We start from the raw sequence: 23,909 nt of genomic DNA, 5'->3' as shown, positions 1-23,909 counted from the left end.
ATGGGCGGCACACTCTGAGACCATGCCCGGTCGCCGCTGGGCATGGCGTACCGACCGGTTATTTCCGGCTGTAGTGCGAGACCAGGCGGTCGCCGATCATCTGCAGGATCTGCACCAGCACCAGCAGCAGCACCACGGTAACCAGGGCCACGTCGGTATGCGAACGCTGATAGCCATCGCGGAATGCCAGGTCGCCCAGGCCGCCCGAGCCGATCGCACCGCCCATCGCGGTGAAGCCGATCAGGGCGATCACGGTGACGGTGGCGCCGGCGATGAGGCCAGGCCGCGCTTCGGGCAGCAGCACCCGGGTGACCAGCTGCCAGGTGGTGGCGCCCATCGCCTGGGTCGCCTCGATCACGCCGCGGTCCACTTCGCGCAGCGCGGTCTCGACCAGACGTGCATAGAACGGCGCCGCGCCGATCACCAGCGGCACGATCGCGCCACGGACACCCAGCGAGGTGCCCATCATCCACAGCGTGAGCGGGATCAGCACGATCATCAGGATGATGAAGGGCACCGAGCGCAGCAGGTTCACCAGCAGCGCGAGCGAACCGTACAGCACCGGCTTGCGGTGCAGCTGCGGCGAGCCGGTCAGGAACAGCAGCACGCCCAGCGGCAGGCCGATCAGCAGCGTCAGCGGCAGCGAGCCGCCGAGCATCAGCAGGGTATCCAGCGTGGCCTGGCCGATGTCAGCCCATTTGCCGGCGTCGAGGTGGCGGAAGAACCCGCCTGCGGTGGCCAGGATCATCGGCGCAGCTCCTCAAGATGGACACCGGCGGCAACGAAGCCCGCCTGCGCGGCCTGTACGTCGCCCCCGACCAGCGACACGGTCAGCTGCCCATACGGGGTGTCCTTGATCCGGTCGATGCGACCGGACAGGATGTTGTAGTCCACGCCGGTCTCGCGCGCGATGCGCCCCAGCAGCGGTTCATAGGTGTCGGCGCCGAGGAAGGTCAGGCGCACGATGCGACCGGCCACCGCCTCGAAATCCTTGTGCAGCTCGCCCTCGTCGACCTGTTCGGACTCGCTGACGAAGCGGCGGGTGGTCGGGTGCTGCGGGTGCAGGAACACCTCGGTGACCGGGCCGGTCTCGACCAGGTGGCCGGCATCGAGTACGGCCACGCGGTCGCAGACACGGCGGATCACGTCCATTTCGTGGGTGATCAGCACGATGGTCAGGCCCAGCTCGCGGTTGATCCTGCCCAGCAGCTTGAGCACCGAGGCGGTGGTCTGCGGGTCCAGCGCGCTGGTGGCCTCATCGCACAGCAGGATCTGCGGGCGGGTGGCCAGCGCGCGGGCGATGCCGACGCGCTGTTTCTGGCCGCCGGACAGCTGCGCCGGGTATTTGTTGGCGTGCGCTTCCAGGCCGACCGTGTGCAGCAGTTCGTCCACGCGCGCATCGATCTCCGCGCGCGGCGTGCCGGCCAGCTCCAGCGGGAAGGCGACATTGGCCGCCACGGTGCGCGAGGACAGCAGGTTGAAGTGCTGGAAGATCATGCCGATCTTCCGGCGCAGCACGCGCAACCCCTCGGCGTCGAGCGCGGTGACGTCTTCGCCATTGATCAGCAGGCGGCCACCGGTGGGCTCCTCCAGCCGGTTGATCAGGCGGATCAGGGTCGATTTGCCCGCGCCGGAATGGCCGATGATGCCGAACACTTCGCCGGCCTCGATGGTCAGGTCCAGCGGCTGCAGCGCGGCAATCGCGCGGCCGCCGACGGCATAGGATTTGTGCAGGCGCTGGAACTCGATCACTTCGCGGTCAACCGGGGCATCGACGGGAGGGGGCGTGCAGCCTACCAGCGCGGGGCGGCCCTGGCCCGTGCGGTTGCGCGGAATGATATTCCGTTTGGTTCTAAGGGAACGTGATCCGGTCGGCCTGGCGGGCGCCGGCCGGGCTCAGGGATGATCCAGCGGCCTGGGCGGCTCGACCCGGCGGACCCGCTCGCGGTGCAGCAGGTACAGGCCCGAGGCCACGATGATGGCTGCGCCCAGCCAGGTCACCTGGTCGGGCAGCACGCCCCAGAACAACAGGTCCCAGCCGATCACCCAGACCAGCCCGGTGTATTCCAGCGGCGCGATCATCGAGGCTTCGCCCAGCTGGAAGGCCCGGGTCAGGGCGACCTGCCCCCCTGCCCCGGCCAGGCCCATGCCCGCGATCAGGGCCGCGTGGCCCAGCTGCAGCGGCTGCCAGTCCGGGATCGCGAGCAGGCCGGCGCCGACGGCCATGATCACCAGGAACCACACCACCATCGACTGCGGGGTATCGGTCCGGGTCAGCATGCTGACCGTGATCGCGGCCAGGGCATAGGCGGTGGCCGCCAGCAGCACCATCAGGCCCGGGAAGGAGATGATCCCGCCAACGCCGGGGCGCAGCACCACCAGCACGCCGATCAGGCCGATGCCGATGGCGATCCAGCGGCGCGGGCCGACGTGCTCGCCGAGCAGCGGTACCGAGAGCGCGGCGATCAGCAGCGGGGCGACGAAGTAGATGGTGTAGGCGGTGGACAGCGGCAGGCTGCGCAGCGCGTAGACGAAGCAGCCGATCATCGCCATGCCGAGCACGCCGCGCAGCAGGTGCAGGCCCCAGCGCCTGGGCACCAGCGAGCGCGGGCCGGCCGTGGCCAGCACCCAGACCAGCACGAACGGCAGCGACGCCGCGCCGCGCAGGAAGGTGACCTGCAGGGTGGGATAGCTGGCCGACAGCTGCTTCATGCCGGCATCCATCAGCGAGAAGCAGGCCACGGCCATGAGCATCCAGGCGACGGCGCGGGTGGGGGAGCGTTGCGTGTTCATGACCCATTATCGCCGGGTTGGCCGGGCCGTCCATGGTGGGTTGGTAGAATGGGGTATTCACCCGCTGGAGTTTTCCGATGCCCTCTTTTGACGTTGTTTCCGAAGTCGACACCCACGAGCTGACCAACGCGGTCGATCAGGCCAACCGCGAGTTGTCCACGCGCTTCGATTTCAAGGGGGTGGACGCCAAGTTCGTGCTGGAGGATGGCGTGATCAACCAGTCCGCGCCGAGCGATTTCCAGTTGCAGCAGATGACGGACATCCTGCGCCAGCGCTTGATCGCGCGGAAGATCGATGCGGCGTGCCTGGAGTTCGGTGATATCGAGACGAATCTGGCCGGTGCGCGGCAGAAGATCACGGTCAAGCAGGGCATCGAGCAGAAGGTGGCCAAGAAGATCGCGGCGAAGATCAAGGAGGCCAAGTTGAAGGTGGACAGCCAGATCAATGGCGACAAGCTGCGGGTGACGGGCAAGAAGCGCGATGATCTGCAGGATGCGATGGCGCTGCTGCGGAAGGAGACCTTCGAGGTTCCGCTGCAGTTCGATAATTTCCGCGATTGATCTTGGCCGAAGGGCTGTAGCGAAGAGCGCTGGCGATTCATTGCTGGTGTGCTGCGTCGGCGGATGGGCGGGCAAAGCGGTCGTGCCCGCCGCTTCCGGCGACCAGGCGATATCCCATCGGTAGTGCCGGCCGCTGGCCGGCAACCTCGTTGCGCAGATCGAAAAGGTGCGGCTTCCGGCGTGTGTACCGCCGGGCGCGGGTCACTACGCGCGAATCAGCTTGTACAGGGTGGTGCGTGAGATGCCGAGCTGGCGCGCGGCGGCACTGACGTTGCCCTGGTGGGCGGCCACGGTGTCGCGGACGTGCTGCGTGTTCTGCGCACGCAGCGAGGCATTGGCGGCGTTGACGGGCTGTGCGTCGAGCTTGCGGCTGGCGTGCGGTGCGAGTGGCCCGCGCAGGTACTGGACGTGCACGGCCGTGTCTTCGTCCAGGCGGACCCGGTGGGCCGGGCCGGTCTGCAGGAGGCGGCGGCGCTGGTGGACGCTGGCGCCGGCGAACAGGCCTTCGAGGGTGAGCAGGGGCAAGGGGCCGCGGCGCGGGAGTCCGAACAGGCGGCGGGCCACGCGGTTGGCGGCGCGGACGCGCCCGTCTTCTTCGATGGCCAGCAGACCCTGCAGCGGTGAGTGCAGCCAGCGTGCGTCGTGCTGGACGGCCAGCAGATGACAGGGGCGGTGGTCCTGCATCAGCCGGTTTTCGGCCGAGAGGGCGGCCTGGCGGAAGTAGCCGTGCAGCAGCTCGGCATCGCGCTCGCCGGTGCCGGTGATGTCCAGGGCCCCCAGCACTTCACCATCCAGCCCATGCAGGGGCACGCTCAGGCAGAACACGGTGGCGAAGCGATCCAGGTAGTGTTCGTTGCCGCGCACAAGCGCGGGCGCGTCTTCGGCCAGGCTGCAGGCCGGTGCCGTGGTGCCGATGTCGATCTCGCGCAGGCGGCGGCCGATCTGGATCGGGCGCAGCACCGGCACGTCGGCCAGGCCATGTTCGCGCTGGGCGACGACCAGGCCGTCGGCGTTGACGCAGAACAGGGTCCATTGGCGGCCACCGAAGGCGGCCCAGAGATGGTCCATGTCCTCGCGCACACAGCGTGCGAGGCGGCGGTCGGCCGGGTCGTCCAGGCGGGTGGCGCCCGCGGCAAGGGGCGCGTAGTACGGCGCCTGCCGCGGCTGTACGCCGGCCTGGCGCGAACGCTCCCAGGAGCGCAGTACCGGCGGGCTGACCACGCTGTCCATCAGCGCGCCGCCCTCGGCAAAGCGCTGACGGGCGGCGGCCAATACCTGCTGCTGTTCCAGAACCATCGCGGCCATCGGTCGATCTCCACCTCGGACCGACAGCCTACTCCGGCAAAGCTGACTGCTGCGTCGTCGCAGGCACGCATGCCTGCGACGGAGCGTTTCACCCGCCGATGGTCAGGATCGGCTTGAGGGTCACGCCGCGGGTGCTGTCCTCGGCGGCCTGGTTGATCTGGTCCAGCGGGTAGAACTTCACCAGTTTGTCGAACGGGAAGCGGCCCAGCTGGTACAGCTGCACCAGCTGCGGGATGAACACCTTCGGCACGCTGTCGCCTTCAACGATGCCGCGGATGCTGCGCCCGCCCAGCAGCAGGTTGTTGACGTCGAACTCGGCCTTGGTGCCCAGCTTCGGCGCGCCGACCACGCCGATCACGCCCAGCCCCCCAAGCGCCTCGATGCCCTGTGCCAGCACGTCCGGGCGACCGGTGGATTCCAGGGCGAAGTTGGCCCCGCCGCCGGTGATCTCGCGCACGGCGTCGACGACGTCGACCTCGCGGCTGTTGATCACATGGGTGGCGCCGAGTTCCTTGGCCAGTTCCAGGCGCGACGGCACCACATCGATGGCGATGATCGTGGTCGCACCGGCCACGCGCGCGGCCATCACCGCGCTCAGGCCGACCGCGCCGGCACCGAAGCTGGCGAAGCTGCTGCCGGCGGTGACCTTGAGCGAGTTGATCACGGCACCGGCACCGGTCTGGATGCCGCAGCCGAGCGGGCCGAGCAGTTCGATCGGCGCATCGTCAGGCACCTTGATCGCGTTGTTTTCGCGGCTCAGTGCGTAGGTGGCGAACGAAGACTGCGCGAAGAAATGATCGTGCAGCGGCTTGCCGTCCGGGTCCTGGATCGCGGTGGAACCGTCCAGTGCACCGCCACCGAAGTTGAGCCCGAAGAAGTCCTTGCAGTACGCGCCGTGGCCGCCGCTGCAGGGATTGCAGTGGCCGCAGGCGCCGTAGGTCAGCACAACATGGTCACCAACCTTGAGGTCTTTCACGCCCGGGCCGAGTGCTTCAACGATGCCTGCACCTTCATGGCCGAGCACCGCCGGCAGCGGCACGGGATAGTACTGGTCACGCACGATCAGGTCGGTATGGCACAGGCCGGTGGCGACTACGCGCACCAGCACTTCATCGTCCTGCGGCCCACGGATGCGCGCCTTCTCGATCGTGAAAGGCTGTTCTTTTTCGCGCACCACGGCCACGGTGATGTCGCGCAGTTCTGCTGTTGCGGTCATGAGGGTCTCCTGATCAGATCGGGTAGGCGGGCGCTTCGCCCTTGACGGTCATCCACTGCCACTGGGTGAACTCGTCGATGTTGGACGGGCCACCGATGCTGGTGCCATTGCCGGAGGCGCCGACGCCACCGAACGGATTGATCACCTCATCGTTCACGGTCTGGTCGTTGATGTGCAGCAGGCCGGTGCGCAGCCGTTCGCCCAGCTTCAGTGCGCGGCCGACATTGCTCGACACGATCGCCATCGACAGGCCGTACTCGCTGTCGTTGGCCAGCTCCACCGCCTCATCATCGGTATCGAAGGGCACGACCACCGCGACCGGTGCGAAGATCTCTTCGTGGAAGGCCGGGTTGTCGCGGCTCACATCGCTGAGCACGGTCGGTTCGAAGAACAGGTCCTTGTACCCACCGCCGGTCGCGAGCGTGGCGCCAGCCGCCTGCGCTTCGGCAACGATGCGCGCAGCATGGTCACGCTGCTGGGCGTTGATCAGCGGCCCGATCGCCACCTCGCCATCGGCCGGATTGCCGACCTTGAGCGACTTGGCCTTGGCCACCAGCTTTTCCAGGAACCGCGCATGGATGCTGCGCTGGACCAGCACGCGGCCGGTGGCCATGCAGATCTGGCCCTGGTGCAGGTAGACGCCCCACGCGGTGTTGGCGATGGCCAGGTCCATGTCGGCATCGTCGAGCACGATCAGCGAGTTCTTGCCGCCCAGTTCCAGCGATACCTTCTTCAGGTGCTTGCCGGCCGCTTCGCCGACCTTGCGCCCCGCTCCGGTGGAGCCGGTGAACTGGATCATCGCGATGTTCGGGTCACTGGTCAGCGCCGCACCGGCGGCGCCATCGCCCGGCAGCACGTGCAGCAGGCCCGCCGGCAGCCCGGCCAGTTCGAACAGGCGCGCGATCACGAAGCCGCCGCACACGGCAGTGCGCGGATCGGGCTTGAGCACCACCGCGTTGCCCAGCGCCAGCGCCGGGGCCACGGCACGCATGGCCAGGTACAGCGGGAAGTTGAACGGCGAGATCACGCCGACCACGCCGAGTGGGCGGCGGCGCGCCAGGTTCAAACGGCCCGGTTCGGACGGCAGCACCTCGCCGATGCTGCGCGAGGGCAGTGCCGCGGCCTCATGCAGCGCCTTGGTGTTCACCTTGGCCTCGAAACCGGCCTTGAGCTGGGTGGAGCCGCTTTCGCGGACCAGCCACTGCACGATCTCGTCGTTGTGTTCTTCGGCCAACTGCGCCGCGCGGCGCAGCACCTGCGCGCGGGTGTCATACGGGGCGCTGGCCCAGTCGCGCTGCGCCTTGGCGGCGGTGGCGGCGGCGCGCGCGATCTGTGCCGGGTCGGCCATCGCGATCTCGCCCAGGCGCTCGCCGGTCGCCGGCTCGACCACGTCCTGGGTGCCTGCACCCGCGGCCCACTGGCCATCGAACAGCTTGCCGGACCACGTGGCCGTCGGCAGGAATGCGTGTGTTGCCATCACTGAGAACTCCTTGCGTCGTGTACCCGGCCATTGGATACCCGCAGCCGGCCACTGCCTATTGGCCGCTGGATGGATCACTGCAAGTGATTGCCGGATAAGGAATTTCCAGCATGACCGGTGTCCAGTTAATGGACAGTGGAGCCGATCGGGCGTCCACTTCACCGCCGCGCCGTACAATCAACGGCCCCGCCAGCGACCCCGCCCGCCATGAACGATGCCTTCCTCACTGCCACCCGCGACCCCATTGCCGAGACCCGGAAATGGCTGGAGCAGATCGTGATCGGCCTGAACCTGTGCCCGTTCGCCAAGGCGGTGTACGTCAAGGACCAGGTGCGGTTCGTGCTCAGTGATGCGACCACGCCGGAGGCGCTGGTCGAGGAACTGGCCGAAGAGCTGATCCTGCTGCGCGACACGCCCGCCGAGCAGATCGACACCACCCTGATCGTGCACCCGGACGTGCTGACCGATTTCCTGGAGTACAACGACTTCCTCGACAACGCCGATGCAGCGATCGAGGCACTGGATCTGCAGGGCATCCTGCAGGTGGCCAGCTTCCATCCGCAGTACCAGTTCGCCGGCGTGGCCCCGGATGACGTGAGCAATTACACCAACCGCGCGCCCTACCCGACCCTGCACCTGCTGCGCGAAGACAGCGTCGAGCGCGCGGTGGCAGCCTTCCCGGATCCGGACGTGATCGTGGAGCGCAACATCGAGACGCTGGACAAACTCGGCATCGAAGGCTGGACGCGCCTGCTGGGCCGCAACGAGATGCCGCCGTGTCATTGACCCCGACCCTCCTCGACTGGCCGGCACAGCCGCTGCGCGACCGCGTGGTGGTGATCACCGGGGGTGCGCAGGGCGTGGGCCGTGGCATCGCGCAATCGGTGCTCGGCGCGGGCGGCAGCGTGATGATCGCCGACCTGGATGCCGATGCCGGCAAGGCCTGCCTGAAGGAATGGGCATTGCCGGAGCGCGCGGCGTTCCAACGCGCGGACGTGGCCAGCGAACGCAGCGTGCAGGCGCTGATCAAGGCGACGCTGAAGCGCTTCGGGCGCATTGATGGCCTGGTCAACAATGCCGGCATCGCCAGTGCCCATGGCACGCCCCTGGCGCAGATGCCGCTGGCCGAGTGGCAACGCCGCCTCTCCAGCCTGCATGGCGCCTTCCTGTGCAGCAAGCATGCCCTGCCCGCCCTGCGCGAGCATGCCGGGGCGATCATCAACATCGCCTCCACGCGTGCCTGGCAGTCCGAGCCGGACAGTGAAGCCTACGCCGCGGCCAAGGGCGGGCTGGTCGCCTTCACCCATGCATTGGCATTGAGCGAAGGGCCGGCCGTGCGGGTCAACAGCATCAGCCCCGGCTGGATCACCACCGATGCCTGGCAGGCGCCCTCACGGCGACGCACGCCCAAACTGTCCCGCCGCGATCATGCGCAGCACCCGGTCGGCCGCGTTGGCCAGCCGCCGGACATCGGCGCACTGGCGGTCTTCCTGCTCTCGGACCTGGCTGGCTTCATCACCGGCCAGGACCACATCGTCGACGGCGGCATGAGCCGGAAGATGATCTACGCGGAGTGATCAACGTGCCGCGATAGCGCACGCGATCCCGCTGGCCGGCTCCTCACCTTGCATGACACCCCGCCCCTGGCGGCGGGATGCAGAGCCGGCCAGCGGCCGGCACTACCACATCGGGGAATCACACCATCCCGTTATGCCGCAGCAGCGCGTCCACTGTCGGCGCGCGGCCACGGAAGGCGGCGAAGTTCTCGGCGGCACTGCGGCTGCCGCCCCGTGAGAGCACTTCATCGCGGAAGCGCTGGCCGGTCTCGGTCACTTTGTCCGGGGCCTCCTCGAACGCGGCGTAGGCATCGGCGCTGAGCACCTCGGCCCATTTGTAGCTGTAGTAGCCGGCCGCATAGCCACCGGCAAAAATGTGGCTGAACTGGTTGGGGAAGCGATTCCACGCCGGCGGCCGGTTGACGGCCACTTCATCGCGGACGCGTTCCAACAGCGCCTGCACGCTGTCCTGGGTCGGATCGAACTCGCTGTGCAACTGCATGTCGAACAGCGCGAATTCCAGCTGGCGCACGGTGAACATGCCGCTCTGGAAATTGCGTGCGGCCAGCATGCGGTCGAACAGCGCACGCGGCAGCGGCTCGCCGGTGGCCACGTGTGCGGTCATCGCCTGCACGCGGTCCCATTCCCAGCAGAAGTTCTCCATGAACTGGCTCGGCAGTTCCACCGCGTCCCACTCCACCCCGTTGATGCCGGCCACGCCCAGCTCACCGATGCGGGTCAACAACTGATGCAGGCCGTGCCCCATCTCATGGAACAGCGTGGTCACATCGCTGTGGCTGAAGGTGGCCGGCTGCCCTTGTGCACCCTTGCCGAAGTTGCAGACCAGGTACACCAGCGGCGTCTGCACGCCGGCGGCGGTCTCGCGGCGGTTGCGGCAATCGTCCATCCACGCGCCACCGCGCTTGCCTTCGCGCGCGTACAGATCCAGATAGAACTGGCCGACCAGCGCGCCCTGCGCATCGACCACGCGGAAGAAGCGCACATCCGGATGCCACACCGGCGCGCTGTCCGGCTGCACCGCCAGGCCATACAGGCTGCGGATCACACTGAACAGGCCGTCCAGCACCTTCGGCTCGGTGAAGTACTGCTTCACGTCCTGCTCGGAATAGCTGTAGCGCGCCTGTTTCAGTTTCTCCGCGGCAAACGCCAGGTCCCACGCCTCCAGCGCGGCCATGCCCAGCTCGTCGCGCGCGAACGCCTCCAGCTCGGCACGGTCGCGCTGCGCGTACGGCTTGGCACGCGCGGCAAGATCACGCAGGAAGCCCAGTACCTGCGGCGCATCCTCGGCCATCTTGGTGGCGATCGAGTACTCGGCGTAGTTGGCAAAGCCCAGCAGCGTGGCCAGCTCCGCGCGCAGCGCCAGTACGCGATCGATGTTGCCGCTGTTGTCCAGCGTGGCATCGCCGAATTCAGAGGCGCGGATCGCATTGGCGCGGTACAGCGCTTCGCGCAGCGGGCGATGTTCGGCGTAGGTCTGCACCGGGATGTAGCACGGCATCTGCAGGGTCAGCTTCCAGCCGGCCAGACCCTCCTTCTCCGCGGCAGCGCGGGCCGCGGCGATCACATCGTCCGGCAGGCCGGCGAGCTCGGCGCGGTCCTGCACGTGCAGCGACCAGGCATCGGTCGCATCGAGCACGTTCTGCGAGAACGTCGCCGACAGCGCGGACAGCTCCTCGCGGATCGCGCTGTACCGCGCCTTGCCAGCGTCATCGAGTTCAGCACCGCCCAGGCGGAAATCGCGCAGCGCGTTCTCCAGCACTTTGCGGCGTGCCGCGTCGTACTGCGTCGCTTCGGGCGCGTCGGCCAGGGCACGGTACTGCTGGTAGAGCGCCAGGTTCTGGCCCAGCGCGCTGCCGAAGCGCGTCACCTTGGGCAGGTTCGCGTTGTAGGCCTCGCGCAGCGCAGGGGTGTTCACCACGGCCTGCAGGTGGCCCACCTGGCCCCACGCGCGCCACAGGCGCTCGGTGGCGTCGTCCAGCGGCTCGGCGAAGCTCGCCCAGGTCACCGGGGAGACCGTTTCGGCGGTTTTCACCGCGGCTTCGGCGTCGGCCAGCAGGGCATCGATCGCCGGGGCGATGTGCTCGGGCTGGATCGCATCGAAACGCGGCAGGCCGGAAAAATCGAGCAGAGGATTGGTGGGGGTCACAGGCATCTCCAGACAACGGGGCCGCTGCAGCGGCATCACCCCACGATATGGCATTGCCCCCCACCCCACACAAGGCCCCGGGGCACGCCGATGGGCCCGGTTCACGCCCGCCCGGGCGCCCCGCTCAGTACAGTGCTTCCAGCGAGACGCACGGCAGCACCGGCAGCCCCTTGCCCGCCACCGCGGCCGCAAGCACCGCATCGGCGCCGTCCACGTCGATGGCCTGTTTCGGGTACCACTCCGGGTTGTAATAGCTGTGTGCGTAGCGGTCACCGCTGTCACACAGGATGGTCACGATCGAGCCGCTGCGGCCCGCATCGCGCATCAGCTGCGCGGCCTGCAGCACGCCGATGAAGTTGGTGCCGGTGGAGCCGCCCACGCGGCGCCCCAGTTGGCGGCTGACGTGGCGCATCGCGGCCAGGCTCAGCGCATCGGGCACTTTGACCATCGCATCGACGCTGGTCGGAATGAAGCTCGATTCCACCCGCGGCCGGCCGATGCCTTCCACCCGCGAACCGCCGCTGCAGGTCAGCTCACGCCAGGGCTGCCCTGCCAGCGCAGCGCAGTAGCCATCATAGAACACGGAGATTTCCGGGTCCGCGCACAGGATGCGCGTGTCATGCCGGCGGTAGCTCACGTAGCGGCCCAGCGTGGCCGCCGTGCCGCCGGTGCCCGGGCTGCACACGATCCACTCGGGTACCGGATGCGGCTCCTCGGCCATCTGCTTGAAGATTGATTCGGCGATGTTGTTGTTGGCACGCCAGTCGGTCGCGCGCTCGGCGTACGTGAACTGGTCCATGAAATGGCCGCCGGTTTCGCGGGCCAGCGTTTCCGAATCGGCGTTCAGGTCGCAGGCGCGCTCCACCAGATGGCAGCGGCCCCCGTGGAACTCGATCGCCGCGATTTTTTCCGGGGAGGTGGTGGCCGGCATCACCGCAATGAACGGCAGGCCCAGCAGCCGCGCGAAATACGCCTCGGACACGGCCGTGGAGCCGCTGGAGGCCTCGATCACCGGGCGCCCCTCGCGCAGCCAGCCATTGGCCAGTGCATACAGGAACAGCGAGCGTGCCAGGCGATGTTTGAGGCTGCCGGTCGGGTGGCTGGACTCGTCCTTGAAATACAGGTCGATGCCCTCGAACCCGGGCAGGTCCATCGGAATCAGGTGGGTATCGGCCGAACGGTTGAAATCGGCGTCGATCTTGCGGATGGCCGCAGCCACCCATTCACGCTGGGACATGGATGAACGCTGGTCAGGAAGACACACCATTCTACCTGTCACGTGGCCCGGCCGGGACCGGTAAAATGAGGGGTCCGCCGCGCTGATGCGGCCCTGCCCCCCAGGAATCCCCATGAGCCTTGCCGCCCTCCAGAACTCTCCCGGCGTTGCCGCCACCACGCCCGCCGAGACCGCCGGGTTCGTGTTCAACCACACCATGCTGCGCGTCAAGGACGCCACGGCCTCGCTGGATTTCTACACCCGCGTGCTGGGCTTCCGCCTGATCGACCTGCGCCACTTCCCCGAGGCCGAATTCAGCCTGTACTTCCTCGCCCTGCTGCCGGCCGGCACGCAGATTCCCGAGGGTGACGATGCCCGCCGCGTGTGGATGGCCGGCATCCCCGGCGTGCTCGAGCTGACCCACAACCATGGCACCGAAAACCAGGACGGCCCGGTCTATCACAACGGCAATGCCGACCCGCGTGGCTTCGGCCACATCTGCGTGTCCGTGCCGGACATCCAGGCCGCCTGCAAGCGCTTCGATGAGCTGCAGGTGCCTTACCAGAAGCGCCTGGAAGACGGCCGCATGAAGCACCTGGCCTTCATCAAGGACCCGGACGGCTACTGGGTGGAGATCATCTCCAACACGCCGATCGCCTGATCCCTGCGGCCGCGCAACGCACCGGCACCGGTCGGTGCGTTGCCGGTGCTACGGCTCGACCTGGAACTCGAACGCCGCATAGAACGGCGCCTTCGGTGGCACGAACAGGGTTTTCCCGGCGAAGCCTGCGTCCACGCAGCGTGCAACCGCCTCCTCGCCCTCGCGCCACGTGCGCACCACCCTGCCCTGCGCATCCAGCTGCAACACCACGGTGAACGCGGCCAGCGTCTGCGGCGCGGGAGTCGGCATGCAACGCTTGAAGGCGGCACCCCCAACCTCGCTCATGCTGTCCACCATCGCCGTGTACGCCGCCGGTTCGAGGCTGGCCTCATCACGTTGCGCCCAGGCATGCGCCTGTGGGTAGCCCGCGTCGCCGGCGACCGCCTGGGCCATCATCACCATCCACAGCATCGTGCCTCCTCCGCCTGCGCGTTCATGGCGCCAGCACGCAGCGTAGGTCACTGCGCGGGCCGGCGGAAGGGCCGCCGCCGGCGCCGCCCTGCGCGTGGTCAGCAAGGTCGACGGCGCGGCAATGCGCAGCGCTGTGTCCGGTGGTATATCTGCGTCCCATCCCCCCTGTGGAGCCGGTATGGAAACGATGGAACTGCACCGCGGCCGCCTGATCGATCACCTGCAACTGGTGGTCAGGGACATGGCCGCCAGCCGCCGCTTCTACCAGGCCGTGTTCGACACGATCGGCATCCCGATCGCCGGCGAGGGCGACACGTATTTCTGGGCCGATGAGCTGTTCATTTCCACGCCGGACAGCGAGGCGGCCCTCGGCCAGCTGACCGGCCGCCACCATCTTGCCTTCCAGGCCCGCGACCGCGCCACGGTGGAGGCCTTCCACCACGCGGCGCTGGCCAACGGTGGCAAGGACAACGGCGCGCCCGGCGAGCGCCCCTACCATCCGGGGTATTACGCCGCCTTCGTGCTGGATCCGGATGGCAACAACATCGAAGTGGTGTTCCATGGGCCGGCCGACTACAGCGCGGATTCGGTGAAAGTGAGCTTCTCGCAGTAGACCAGCGCCTTGGCCCGACGCACCGCACCAAGGCGGGCACGCAACGCGCGCCCGCCTCGTTATGGTCCTTGCCCGATCAGCGCGAACACGTTCCCTTACGGGCCATCTTCAACCCGGCGACCTGGCGGCGGCCTTCGGCTTCGGGCACCACGTCCAGCTTGGCACCGCCCACGAACACGCCCATCCGGATCGATTGCTGGATGAAGTAGTTGCGGCCCGATTCGGTCTGCACTTTCAGGTCGTTCGGCGAGAACTCCGACTCCGTCGAGAAGGTGTGCTCACGGTCGCCCGGCACCGTCGTGTAGAAGAACACCTTGTCGGCGCTTTCGCCCAGGCATTCGCCATCGATCCAGATGTCCTTTTTCAGCGCCTTGCCGACGAAGCTGTTGCGGAACACATACACCCCGGCGGTGCCCGGTTCGGGCGTCGGGAAGGTCTTGGCGGTCTCCACCATGCCCTTTTCGGACATCGGCACGCTTGCACAGCCCGACAACAGGGCAATGGCCGCGGCCATCCCCAACAACGAAACCTTGTTCACGTACTGCCCCCTGATGGTTGGATGAGAGGCGACGCGGTTCCGGCAGAAGGATGCTGGAGATTCAGTCGCGCAACGCCGCACGCGAGAGCGTGCTTCCAATGCCGTGCCCGTCCTGGCCAACCTGCGTCCCTGCCGGTGCCGACGGCACCGGGGCGAAGTCTAGCCGGGAATGTGAAGATCGTGAATGGGCGCACGCAGCGCGTGCCGGCGAAGCACGGGAACCATGGCGTGAACGCTTCAGGATGCCCCGCGGTCAATCTCACTGGATGAGATCGCCCCTGCTTAGGGTGCCCGCATGGACACCCTCCGCAAGCTCGCCATCCTCGCCGATGCCGCCAAATACGATGCCTCCTGCGCCTCCAGCGGTGCGGGGAAGCGGAACTCGGTCAAATCCGGTGGCATCGGCAGCACCGAGGGCGCGGGTATCTGTCACAGCTATACCCCGGATGGGCGGTGCGTATCGTTGCTGAAGATCCTGCTGACCAACTTCTGCATCTACGACTGCGCCTACTGCGTGAACCGCGTGTCCAGCAACGTGCCGCGCGCGCGCTTCGACGTCGCCGAAGTGGTGTCGCTTACGCTGGATTTCTACAAACGCAATTACATCGAGGGCCTGTTCCTCTCCAGCGGCATCATCCGCAACGCCGACTACACCATGGAACGCATGGTGGAGGTGGCGCGCCAGTTGCGCGAGGAACACCACTTCGCCGGCTACATCCACCTCAAGACCATTCCCGAGGCGTCGCCGGAACTGCTGGCCGCTGCCGGGCGCTACGCCGACCGCCTGTCGATCAACATCGAGCTGCCCACCGAAGCCGGGCTGGCCAGCTTCGCGCCGGAGAAATCCCTGCCCTCCATCCGCGGCGCGATGGGCGAGCTGCGCTGGCGCATCGAAGAGGCCAAGGACGCGCGCAAAGGCGATGCTGCAGCATCGGCAACACCGGCGCCGCGGGTATCGCGCCCCCGACCGCCGAAGTTCGCGCCGGCCGGCCAGAGCACGCAGATGATCGTGGGTGCCGACGGCGCCAGCGACCAGCAGATCCTCACCGCGGCCGACAACCTGTACGGCAATTACCGCATGCGCCGGGTCTATTACTCCGCCTTCAGCCCGATCCCCGACGCCAGCCGCATTCTGCCGTTGCAGCCGCCGCCGCTCGCGCGCGAACACCGCCTGTACCAGGCCGACTGGCTGCTGCGCTTCTACGGCTACGGCGTGGAAGAAATCACCGATACCACCCAGGGCGGCATGCTCGACCTGGACATCGACCCCAAGATGGCCTGGGCGATCCGGCACCCGGAGCGCTTCCCTGTCGACCTCAACCGCGCGCCGAAGGAACTCCTGCTGCGCGTGCCCGGGCTGGGCGTGCGCAACGTCAAGCGCGTGCTGATGGCACGCCGCCAGGTGCGCCTGCGGGTGGTCGATGTGGCCCGCCTGCGTGCGCCGATGGCCAAGCTGCTGCCCTTCGTGCAACTGGCCGACCATCACCCCCGCAAGCAGCTGGATGACCCGGCCACGCTGCGCGCGCGGCTGGCCCCCCCGCCCGCGCAGGGCTCCCTGTTCGACGCCGTTGCCGCGCACTGAGATGGCACGCTGGAGCGTACGCATCGACCCGCCGTGGTCGCTGGACGCATGGCGCGATGCCGCGCGCCTGGCGCTGCGCCACGCGGTGCCCCCGGAGCAGTTGGACTGGTTGCATGGCGAGGAAGCGTCACTGCTGGATGCGCCGCCGTTGCAGACCATCGAAGCGGTGGCCGATACAGCGCACGACGCACCCACCTATGTGTCCAAGGCGTTCGTCGAGCTGGCCGCCACCTGCCTCTGCCACCGCGACCCGCAGCGGCTGCCGCTGCTGTACCGCATGCTGTGGCGCATCGCCCACGGCGAGCGCGGGCTGCTCGCCACCCCCACCGACCCGGACGTGCTGCGCGCGACAGCGCTGAGCCAGGCGGTGCGCCGCGACTCGCACAAAATGAAGGCGTTCGTGCGTTTCCGCGAGGTGCCGGGCGAACAGGACGCCTTCATCGCCTGGTTCGAGCCGGACCACCTCATCGTGGATCGCGTCGCGCCGTTCTTCGCACGTCGCTTCACCGGCATGCGCTGGGCGATCCTGACACCGTCGCGCAGCGTGCGGTGGGATGGGCACGTCCTCACCTTCGGCCCCGGCCGGACGCAGGCCGATGCCCCAACCGATGATGCACGCGAAGAACTGTGGCGCACCTATTACGCCAACATCTTCAATCCGGCGCGGCTGAATACCCGGATGATGCAGCAGGAGATGCCGGCCAAATACTGGAAGCACCTGCCGGAGGCCGCGTTGCTGCCGCAGCTGGTGCGGGACGCCGGCGACCGCGTGCAGGAGATGCACGACCGCGAAGCGCAGGCACCGCGTCGCCGCATCCCCCAACCCGCCTCGGGCTTGCCGGTCGTCGCGAAGGCTGCACCGGCCACGCTCGATACCCTGCGCGACGCCGCGTCGGCATGTCGCCGCTGCCCCCTGTGGGAACCGGCCACGCAGACCGTGTTCGGTGAGGGCCCGGCCGACGCATCGATCATGCTGGTGGGTGAGCAACCCGGCGACAGCGAGGACCTCAGCGGGCACCCGTTCGTCGGCCCGGCAGGACAGCTGCTCGACCGTGCGCTGCGCGAGCTGGGGATCGAGCGCAGCGCGCTGTACATGACCAATGCGGTCAAGCACTTCCGCTTTGAACGGCGCGGCAAGCGGCGCATCCACAGCAAACCGCAGATCACCCACGTCAACGCCTGCCGGCCGTGGCTGATGGGGGAAATCGAAAACGTGCGACCGCAGGTGATCGTCTGCCTCGGTGCTACCGCGGCGACGGCGGTGTTCGGTGCCGGCTTCAACCTGATGGCGAACCACGGACGCTGGCACGTACTGGATGACGGCACGCGCGCCTTCGCGACGGTGCATCCGTCGTGGGTGTTGCGGCAAACCGCTGATGCAGCGCGCGATGGGGCCTATCAGCTGCTGAAGGGCGACCTCCAGCAGCTTGTCGAGGTCAAACGCGTACGCTGACCTCGTCCGGGGTTGCCAGCCAGCGGCCGGCAATGCCCGTCAGTGCGGACCAGGCAGCGTCAGTGCGCTGCCATGTAGATGTCCTGCAGCACCGCTTTTTCCAGCTCGAGTTCACTGAGCAGGTTCTTGACGATGTCGCCCAGGCTCAGGATGCCGACCAGCGTGGCGCCCTCGGTCACCATCAGGTGACGATGGCGGGAATACGTCATCAGCGCCATCGCCTGCTTGAGCGTCGCATCCGGGACGATGCCTTCCAGCCCTGCCGATGGCAGGCTGGAAATGACGCGTCGGCCTGCCTGGGGACCATCTTCCGCAAGGCTGCGCACGATGTCCTTCTCGGAAATGATCCGCACTGGCGCATCGTCTTTCATCACAACCAGGGCAGCGATCTTGTGCGCGCTCATCTTGTGCGCAGCGGCACCGATGGTGTCCTCGACATCAATGGTGACGATTGCATCTTTCTTGGATTGCAGGAGTTCGCGGACGTTCATTCTTGTTTCCTGTTACAGGTTACTGAAGTCGAGAGGTGCGCCTGGTTGCAGCGAGGGAGGCGGCGCCATGCGTCTGCCCGGTCCTCGGTCACTCGATTCTACGACTGCGACTTGGCCCAGGAGTTTGCAAATCTGGGACAGTTCGTCGTCGAAACAGCTGACGACCCCGAGAATGGCACCGCCAGTAAAACCGTCGCTGAATGCTGCCGCGGCCCACGACTAAAGTTCCACGCCCCCCTGCCGCCGGTAGAGGCACCCCATGGGTGGATGCGTGATGTCCGACCTACCCAGGGGCCAGCCACCCGTGGGGTGGCTCTCCCGATCAATCCGGGCGGCTGCGTCGGCCCAGGATCGAAAACACAGCCAAGCACCGCGCGGCGCAACCGACGAACACGGTTACCTGACACCCACAAAAAAGGGGGCCGCGCGGCCCCCTTCTCCACATCCACAACGCGACGCGCGCGTTTATTCCACCGTCACGCTCTTGGCCAGGTTGCGCGGCTTGTCCACGTCTGTCCCGCGAGCCAGTGCGGTGTGGTATGCCAGCAGCTGCACCGGCAGGGTGTGCACGATCGGGCTGAGCACACCGGCGTGGCGCGGGGTGCGGATCACATGCACGCCTTCGGACGCGACGAAGTTGCTGTCCTGGTCGGCGAACACGAACAGCTCACCGCCGCGTGCACGCACTTCCTGCATGTTGGATTTGACCTTCTCCAGCAGGCTGTCGTTCGGCGCGATCACCACCACCGGCATGTCCTCATCCACCAGCGCCAGCGGGCCATGCTTCAGCTCGCCGGCCGGATAGGCCTCGGCGTGGATGTACGAGATCTCCTTGAGCTTGAGCGCGCCTTCCAGTGCGATCGGGTAATGCAGGCCCCGGCCCAGGAACAGGGCGTTGGCCTTGCGTGCGAAGCGCTCGGCCCAGGCCGCAATCTGCGGCTCCAGGTTCAGCGCGTGCTGCACGCTGCCGGGCAGGAAACGCAGCTGTTCCAGGTAGTCCGCTTCCTGCGCGGCATCGATGCGGCCGTGCAGCTTGCCCAGCACCATGGTGAGCTGGAACAAGGCAGCCAGCTGGGTGGTGAACGCCTTGGTCGAGGCAACGCCGATCTCGGCACCGGCGCGGGTGTAGCAGACCAGTTCGCTGGCGCGCGGAATCGCACTCTCGGGCACGTTGCAGATCGAGAGCGTGTGCAGGTGGCCGAGCGACTTGGCGTACTTGAGTGCTTCCATCGTATCCAGCGTTTCGCCGGACTGGGAGATGGTGACGATCAGGTGCTTCGGGTTTGCGTAGGCGGCGCGGTAACGGTACTCGCTGGCGATCTCCACGCTGCACGGCAGGCCGGCAATGGATTCAATCCAGTAACGCGCGGTCAGGCCGGCGTAGTAGCTGGTGCCGCAGGCGAGGATCTGCACGCCTTCGATACCCGACAGCACGGCCTCGGCGTTCTTGCCGAACAGCGTGGCCGGGAAGCCACCGGCATCGATCGCCGCTTCGATGGTGTCACCCAGCGCACGCGGCTGCTCGTGGATTTCCTTCTGCATGAAGTGGCGGTACGGGCCCAGTTCCAGCGAGGCCAGCGACACATCGGACAGATGCACATCGCGCACGATCGGCTGGTTGTGCTCGTCGTAGACCTGCACGCTGTCGCGGCGGATGTCGGCCGTGTCGCCTTCTTCCAGGAAGATCACCTTGCGGGTGGCCTGGATGATCGCCGAGACATCGGAGGCCACGAAGTTCTCGCCTTCGCCCACGCCCACCAGCAGCGGACACCCCATGCGGGCGCAGACGAAATGGTCCGGCTCGGCACGGCTCATCACCGCCAGCGCATAGGCACCGGTCAGTTCCTTGACCGTACGCTGCAGCGCCGACAGCAGGCTGTCGCCTTCCTTGAGGTGATGGTGCATCAGGTGCGCGATCACTTCGGTGTCGGTCTGCGACTCGAAGGTGTAGCCCAGCGCGCGCAGCTTCTCGCGCTGCTCTTCATGGTTCTCGATGATGCCGTTGTGCACCAGCGCCACACCGTGACTGATGTGCGGGTGTGCATTGGCCTCGGTCACGCCCCCGTGGGTCGCCCAGCGGGTGTGGCCGATGCCGAGCAGCGACTGGAAGCCTTCGCTCGCGGCAGCCTTCTCCATCTCCGCCACCCGGCCGGTACGGCGCACGCGTCGGACATCGGGTTCGGCGGCGGTGGTATCGATCACGGCGATGCCGGAGGAATCGTAGCCCCGGTATTCCAGTCGCTTCAATCCTTCGATGAGTACCGGTACCACGTCGCGATGGGCGATCGCTCCCACAATGCCGCACATAGATTCAGATCCCTGCTGGTAAGCCTCGCATTCTAGCGTGGCGGCCCCGGCGGCTTGGGCGCTGTCGGCTTAACGAAAGTGTCCGGTCAGGTGTCCGCGGACACATGGACACCGGCCGCTTTTTGCAAGCTGTTGTTTCCAAAGGGCTAAAAGTTGGCACGGAGTCTGCTTGGTACTCCACAACCCAACCGCGAACGAGCCCGATGATCCGCGACACTTCCGCCCAGGACCAGACCCTTTCTTCGCACGCCGCGCCCGCCCCGTGGAAGCGCTGGCTGTGGCCGGCGGTCGCCGCGCTGGTCGTGCTGGTGGCGATCGGCTTCGCCGCCCGTGCCTGGCTGGGGGCCAGCCGCTCCTACGACAGCGCCCGTGTCCGCATCGCTGAGGTCACCCGAGGCGACATGGTGCGCGACATCGCCGCCGACGGCCGCGTGATCGCCGCCAACAACCCGGTGCTGTATGCGATCTCCGCCGGCAACGTGAACCTGAAGGTCGTGGCCGGTGATGTGGTCAAGCAGGGCCAGGAACTGGCCGTGATCGACAGCCCCGAACTGCGCAGCAAGCTGGCCCAGGAACAGGCCACGCTGGCCGGCCTGCAGGCCGAGGCAAGCCGCGCGACTCTGGATGCGACCCTGGCGCGCGCCACCGCGCAGAAGGACACCGACCAGGCCGTGATCGAACGCCAGGCCGCGGTGCGTGACCTGGAACGTTACAAGCGCGGCTTCGATGGCGGCGCGGTACCGCAGGTGGACGTGGCCAAGGCCGAGGACACCGTCAAGAAGAGCGACATCCAGCTCGAGCACGCCCGCAAGGACGCCATGCTCAAGGCCCAGGGCGCCGATCTGGATGCGCGCAACAAGCGCCTGCTGGCTGATCGCCAGCGCGCGGTGGTGACCGAAGTGGAGCGCCAGGTGGACGCGCTCACGCTGCGTGCGCCCTTCGATGGCCAGGTCGGCCAGGTGCAGGCGACCCAGCACACCAACGTGGTCGCCAATGCGCCGATCCTGGGCGTGGTCGATCTGTCGCGCTTCGAGATCGAGATCAAGGTGCCGGAGAGCTTCGCCCGCGAGCTGACGATCGGCATGCCTGCGCAGCTGACCGGCGGCAGCGGCCAGTTCGCCGGCGAGATTTCCGCCGTCTCCCCGGAAGTGGTCGCCGGCGAGGTCAATGCCCGCATCCGCTTCGCCGACAAGCAGCCGCAGGGCCTGCGCCAGAGCCAGCGGATGCAGGCGCGCGTGCTGCTCGATACCCGCCGCAACGCACTCAAGATCGAACGTGGCCCGTTTGTCGAACAGGGCAACGGCTACGCCTATGTCATGGATGGCAGCCATGCCGTCCGTCGCCCGGTCAAGCTCGGCGTGAGCAGCCTGGGTGAAGTGGAAATCCTCTCTGGCCTGCAGCCCGGCGACCGCGTCGTGGTGTCCGGCAGCGATCTGTTCGGCGATGCCGAGCGCGTCTCCATCAACTGATTCAGTCCTTTCGATCTTCTCGACCCTCAAAGGAAACAGCCATGCTTGAAATGCGCTCGGTCGCCAAAGTCTTCCGCACCGAACAGGTGGAAACCCATGCCCTGCGGTCGCTGGACCTGCACGTCCGCGAAGGCGAGTTCGTTGCCGTGACCGGTCCGTCCGGTTCGGGCAAGACCACCTTCCTCAACATCGCCGGCCTGCTGGAAACCTTCACCAGCGGCACCTACCTGCTCGACGGCCAGGATGTCAGCCAGCTCGGCGATGACGCGCGCAGCCGCCTGCGCAACCAGAAGATCGGCTTCATCTTCCAGGGCTTCAACCTGATCTCCGATCTCAACCTGTTCGACAACGTCGATGTGCCGCTGCGCTACCGCGGCATGCCCGCGGCCGAGCGCAAGGAGCGCATCGAGCACGCGCTGGCCCAGGTCGGCCTGGGCTCGCGCATGAAGCACTACCCGGCCGAACTCTCGGGCGGCCAGCAGCAGCGCGCCGCGATCGCGCGTGCGCTGGCCGGCAGCCCGCGCCTGCTGCTGGCCGATGAACCGACCGGCAACCTGGACAGCCAGATGGCCCGCGGCGTGATGGAGCTGCTGGAAGAAATCAATGCCAAGGGCACCACGATCGTGATGGTGACCCACGATCCGGAACTGGCCGCCCGCGCCAAGCGCAACGTGCACATCGTCGATGGCCAGGTCACCGACCTGCTGCGCGACCCGGTGCTCGCCACGCCGCGCCCCGCGGTTGCCGCTGCCATCGCCAACGACTGAGGCCGGCCATGATCGCTTACTACTTCCGACTGGCCCTGCGCAGCTTCCGGCGCAACAAGGTGCTGACCGCGCTGATGGTGATCGCCATCGCGCTGGGCATCGGCGCCTCGATGACCACGCTGACCGTATTCCATGTGCTGTCCGGTGATCCGATCCCGCAGAAGAGCGACCGGCTGTTCAGCGTGCTGGTTGATCCACAGTCAGCGCTGGGCTATCAGCCTGGCGAAGAACCGGCCGACCAGTTGACCCGCTTCGATGCTGAGAAACTGCTGCGCGAGAAGCATGCCAAGCGGCAGGCGATGATGACCGGTGGCGGTGTGACCCTCGAGCCCGAGGGCAGCACGCTGCGTCCGTTCAACACCGATGCGCGGTATACCTCGAGCGATTTCTTCCCGATGTTCGACACGCCGTTCCTCTATGGCCAGGGCTGGAAGGAAACCGATGACGACGGGCGCGGTCGGGTCGCGGTGATTTCCAGCACGCTCAACCAGAAGCTGTTCCAGGGCGCCAACAGCGTCGGCAAGTCGGTCCGCCTCAACGGCAACACGATGACCGTCGTGGGCGTGCTGGGTGACTGGCATCCCAACCCGCACTTCTATGACCTGTATACCGGCCGCTACGGCGACAGCGAAGACGTCTACCTGCCCTTCTCCACGGCGATCGAGCTGAAGTTCGACCGCAACGGCAGCATCGACTGCTTCGGGCGCCGCAACGAGACCGACCCGACCGGTCCCAACGCCAGCTGCACCTGGATCCAGTACTGGGTGGAGCTGGAAAACCCCGGCCAGGCCGCGGAGTACCGTCGCTATCTGGAGAACTACTCCGACCAGCAGCGCGCCGCCGGTCGTTTCGAACGCCCCAACAACGTACGGCTGCGCAACGTCATGGAATGGCTGGATTTCAAAAAGGTCGTCCCCGGCGACGTGCGTCTGCAGTTGTGGTTGGCAATGGGCTTCCTGCTGGTCTGCCTGATCAATACGGTCGGTCTGCTGCTGGCCAAGTTCCTGCGTCGCAGCGGTGAGATCGGCGTGCGCCGGGCGCTGGGTGCCAGCCGCGGCCAGATCTTCCTGCAGTCGCTGATCGAGGCCGGCACCGTCGGTCTTGCCGGCGGCCTGCTGGGCCTGCTGCTGGCACTGCTCGGGCTGTACGCGGTGCGCCAGCAACCGGTGGACTACGCCAAGCTCGCCACCCTGGATGGGCAGATGCTGCTGATGACCTTCGCGTTGACCCTGGTCGCCAGCCTGCTGGCCGGTTTCCTGCCGGCGCTGCGCGCCATGCAGGTCGCGCCCGCCATCCAACTCAAATCGCAGTAAGGATCCGGAGC

General features: G+C 67.2%; 22 protein-coding genes. 10 read left to right on the top strand and 12 right to left on the bottom strand.

Annotation, left to right across the window (positions count from 1 at the left end; genetic code table 11):
- Positions 1-58 precede the first annotated feature (58 nt).
- From POS15_RS20205 to POS15_RS20195, 3 genes are all read right to left on the bottom strand, one after another.
- Positions 59-748 carry a methionine ABC transporter permease gene (locus POS15_RS20205; protein ID WP_019183664.1) on the bottom strand — a complete coding sequence of 230 codons (690 nt, stop codon included), beginning with the start codon at positions 746-748 and terminating at the stop codon, positions 59-61.
- Complete coding sequence (locus tag POS15_RS20200; protein WP_019183663.1) at positions 745-1,752, bottom strand: methionine ABC transporter ATP-binding protein; 1,008 nt, start codon at positions 1,750-1,752, stop codon at positions 745-747. Before POS15_RS20200 ends, POS15_RS20205 begins: the two co-directional genes overlap by 4 nt.
- Positions 1,753-1,896: 144 nt before the next feature.
- Positions 1,897-2,793, bottom strand: coding sequence for a DMT family transporter (locus tag POS15_RS20195; protein WP_019183662.1), 897 nt, complete (start codon positions 2,791-2,793; stop codon positions 1,897-1,899).
- A gap of 77 nt (positions 2,794-2,870) precedes the next feature.
- Here POS15_RS20195 and POS15_RS20190 point away from each other — a divergent pair, with 77 nt between their 5' ends.
- Entirely contained in the window at positions 2,871-3,353 is a 483-nt protein-coding gene (locus POS15_RS20190; protein WP_046273152.1) for a YajQ family cyclic di-GMP-binding protein, read from the top strand.
- A 204-nt stretch (positions 3,354-3,557) separates the two neighbouring features.
- Here the strand turns inward: POS15_RS20190 and POS15_RS20185 are convergent, their stop codons facing one another.
- The 3 genes from POS15_RS20185 to POS15_RS20175 form a co-directional block, all read right to left on the bottom strand.
- Positions 3,558-4,658, bottom strand: coding sequence for a helix-turn-helix domain-containing protein (locus POS15_RS20185; protein ID WP_284128750.1), 1,101 nt, complete (start codon positions 4,656-4,658; stop codon positions 3,558-3,560).
- Between the two features lie 88 nt (positions 4,659-4,746).
- Positions 4,747-5,874, bottom strand: a complete 1,128-nt coding sequence (locus POS15_RS20180) for an NAD(P)-dependent alcohol dehydrogenase (protein WP_284128749.1) — start codon at positions 5,872-5,874, stop codon at positions 4,747-4,749.
- 13 nt (positions 5,875-5,887) lie between these two features.
- On the bottom strand, positions 5,888-7,351 hold the full coding sequence (locus POS15_RS20175) for a benzaldehyde dehydrogenase (RefSeq protein WP_261998104.1): 1,464 nt from the start codon (positions 7,349-7,351) through the stop codon (positions 5,888-5,890).
- Between the two features lie 210 nt (positions 7,352-7,561).
- Between POS15_RS20175 and POS15_RS20170 the strand changes: the two genes are divergently transcribed.
- Together POS15_RS20170 and POS15_RS20165 are read left to right on the top strand one after the other, a co-directional pair.
- Positions 7,562-8,140, top strand: coding sequence for a DUF1415 domain-containing protein (locus POS15_RS20170; protein WP_026069847.1), 579 nt, complete (start codon positions 7,562-7,564; stop codon positions 8,138-8,140).
- Positions 8,131-8,931 (top strand): SDR family oxidoreductase, encoded by an 801-nt coding sequence (locus POS15_RS20165; RefSeq protein ID WP_284128748.1) that lies wholly within the window; start codon positions 8,131-8,133, stop codon positions 8,929-8,931. The genes POS15_RS20170 and POS15_RS20165 overlap by 10 nt, the downstream gene beginning before the upstream one ends.
- A 118-nt stretch (positions 8,932-9,049) precedes the next feature.
- Here POS15_RS20165 and POS15_RS20160 read toward each other — a convergent pair whose 3' ends face one another.
- Positions 9,050-11,083 carry a M3 family metallopeptidase gene (locus POS15_RS20160; protein ID WP_046273148.1) on the bottom strand — a complete coding sequence of 678 codons (2,034 nt, stop codon included), beginning with the start codon at positions 11,081-11,083 and terminating at the stop codon, positions 9,050-9,052.
- 118 nt (positions 11,084-11,201) lie between these two features.
- The gene (locus POS15_RS20155; RefSeq protein ID WP_019183654.1) at positions 11,202-12,314 is read right to left on the bottom strand and encodes a PLP-dependent cysteine synthase family protein; all 1,113 of its coding nucleotides are present in this window, start codon (positions 12,312-12,314) and stop codon (positions 11,202-11,204) included.
- Positions 12,315-12,426: 112 nt separating this feature from the next.
- Here POS15_RS20155 and gloA point away from each other — a divergent pair, with 112 nt between their 5' ends.
- On the top strand, positions 12,427-12,954 hold the full coding sequence (gene gloA, locus POS15_RS20150) for a lactoylglutathione lyase (RefSeq protein WP_019183653.1): 528 nt from the start codon (positions 12,427-12,429) through the stop codon (positions 12,952-12,954).
- A 48-nt stretch (positions 12,955-13,002) separates the two neighbouring features.
- Here the strand turns inward: gloA and POS15_RS20145 are convergent, their stop codons facing one another.
- Positions 13,003-13,365, bottom strand: coding sequence for a hypothetical protein (locus POS15_RS20145; protein WP_284128747.1), 363 nt, complete (start codon positions 13,363-13,365; stop codon positions 13,003-13,005).
- Positions 13,366-13,543: 178 nt separating this feature from the next.
- Between POS15_RS20145 and POS15_RS20140 the strand changes: the two genes are divergently transcribed.
- On the top strand, positions 13,544-13,978 hold the full coding sequence (locus POS15_RS20140) for a VOC family protein (RefSeq protein ID WP_284128746.1): 435 nt from the start codon (positions 13,544-13,546) through the stop codon (positions 13,976-13,978).
- A gap of 76 nt (positions 13,979-14,054) precedes the next feature.
- Here the strand turns inward: POS15_RS20140 and POS15_RS20135 are convergent, their stop codons facing one another.
- Positions 14,055-14,516, bottom strand: a complete 462-nt coding sequence (locus tag POS15_RS20135; protein WP_284128745.1) for a DUF2846 domain-containing protein — start codon at positions 14,514-14,516, stop codon at positions 14,055-14,057.
- 295 nt (positions 14,517-14,811) lie between these two features.
- On the opposite strand from POS15_RS20135, the gene POS15_RS20130 reads away from it, so the two are divergent.
- Both POS15_RS20130 and POS15_RS20125 read left to right on the top strand, forming a co-directional pair.
- Positions 14,812-16,098, top strand: a complete 1,287-nt coding sequence (locus tag POS15_RS20130; RefSeq protein ID WP_284128744.1) for a putative DNA modification/repair radical SAM protein — start codon at positions 14,812-14,814, stop codon at positions 16,096-16,098.
- Between the two features lies 1 nt (position 16,099).
- Entirely contained in the window at positions 16,100-17,551 is a 1,452-nt protein-coding gene (locus POS15_RS20125) for a UdgX family uracil-DNA binding protein (protein WP_019183649.1), read from the top strand.
- 59 nt (positions 17,552-17,610) lie between these two features.
- On the opposite strand, the gene POS15_RS20120 is transcribed toward POS15_RS20125, so the two are convergent.
- Both POS15_RS20120 and glmS read right to left on the bottom strand, forming a co-directional pair.
- Complete coding sequence (locus tag POS15_RS20120) at positions 17,611-18,042, bottom strand: CBS domain-containing protein (RefSeq protein ID WP_019183648.1); 432 nt, start codon at positions 18,040-18,042, stop codon at positions 17,611-17,613.
- Between the two features lie 465 nt (positions 18,043-18,507).
- Entirely contained in the window at positions 18,508-20,349 is a 1,842-nt protein-coding gene (gene glmS, locus POS15_RS20115; RefSeq protein WP_019183647.1) for a glutamine--fructose-6-phosphate transaminase (isomerizing), read from the bottom strand.
- A 203-nt stretch (positions 20,350-20,552) separates the two neighbouring features.
- On the opposite strand from glmS, the gene POS15_RS20110 reads away from it, so the two are divergent.
- Genes POS15_RS20110 through POS15_RS20100 form a run of 3 tightly spaced genes read left to right on the top strand, consistent with a single transcriptional unit; the run spans position 20,553 to position 23,898 of the window.
- Positions 20,553-21,818, top strand: coding sequence for an efflux RND transporter periplasmic adaptor subunit (locus POS15_RS20110; RefSeq protein ID WP_019183646.1), 1,266 nt, complete (start codon positions 20,553-20,555; stop codon positions 21,816-21,818).
- A gap of 41 nt (positions 21,819-21,859) precedes the next feature.
- Positions 21,860-22,585 (top strand): ABC transporter ATP-binding protein, encoded by a 726-nt coding sequence (locus POS15_RS20105; RefSeq protein ID WP_019183645.1) that lies wholly within the window; start codon positions 21,860-21,862, stop codon positions 22,583-22,585.
- An 8-nt stretch (positions 22,586-22,593) separates the two neighbouring features.
- Positions 22,594-23,898, top strand: a complete 1,305-nt coding sequence (locus POS15_RS20100; RefSeq protein WP_019183644.1) for an ABC transporter permease — start codon at positions 22,594-22,596, stop codon at positions 23,896-23,898.
- Positions 23,899-23,909: the final 11 nt, after the last annotated feature.

The organism is Stenotrophomonas sp. BIO128-Bstrain (assembly GCF_030128875.1).
GTDB lineage: Bacteria > Pseudomonadota > Gammaproteobacteria > Xanthomonadales > Xanthomonadaceae > Stenotrophomonas > Stenotrophomonas bentonitica_A.
The sequence above is the reverse complement of the archived record's forward strand: the minus strand, read 5'-3'. Positions and strand labels throughout refer to the sequence as shown.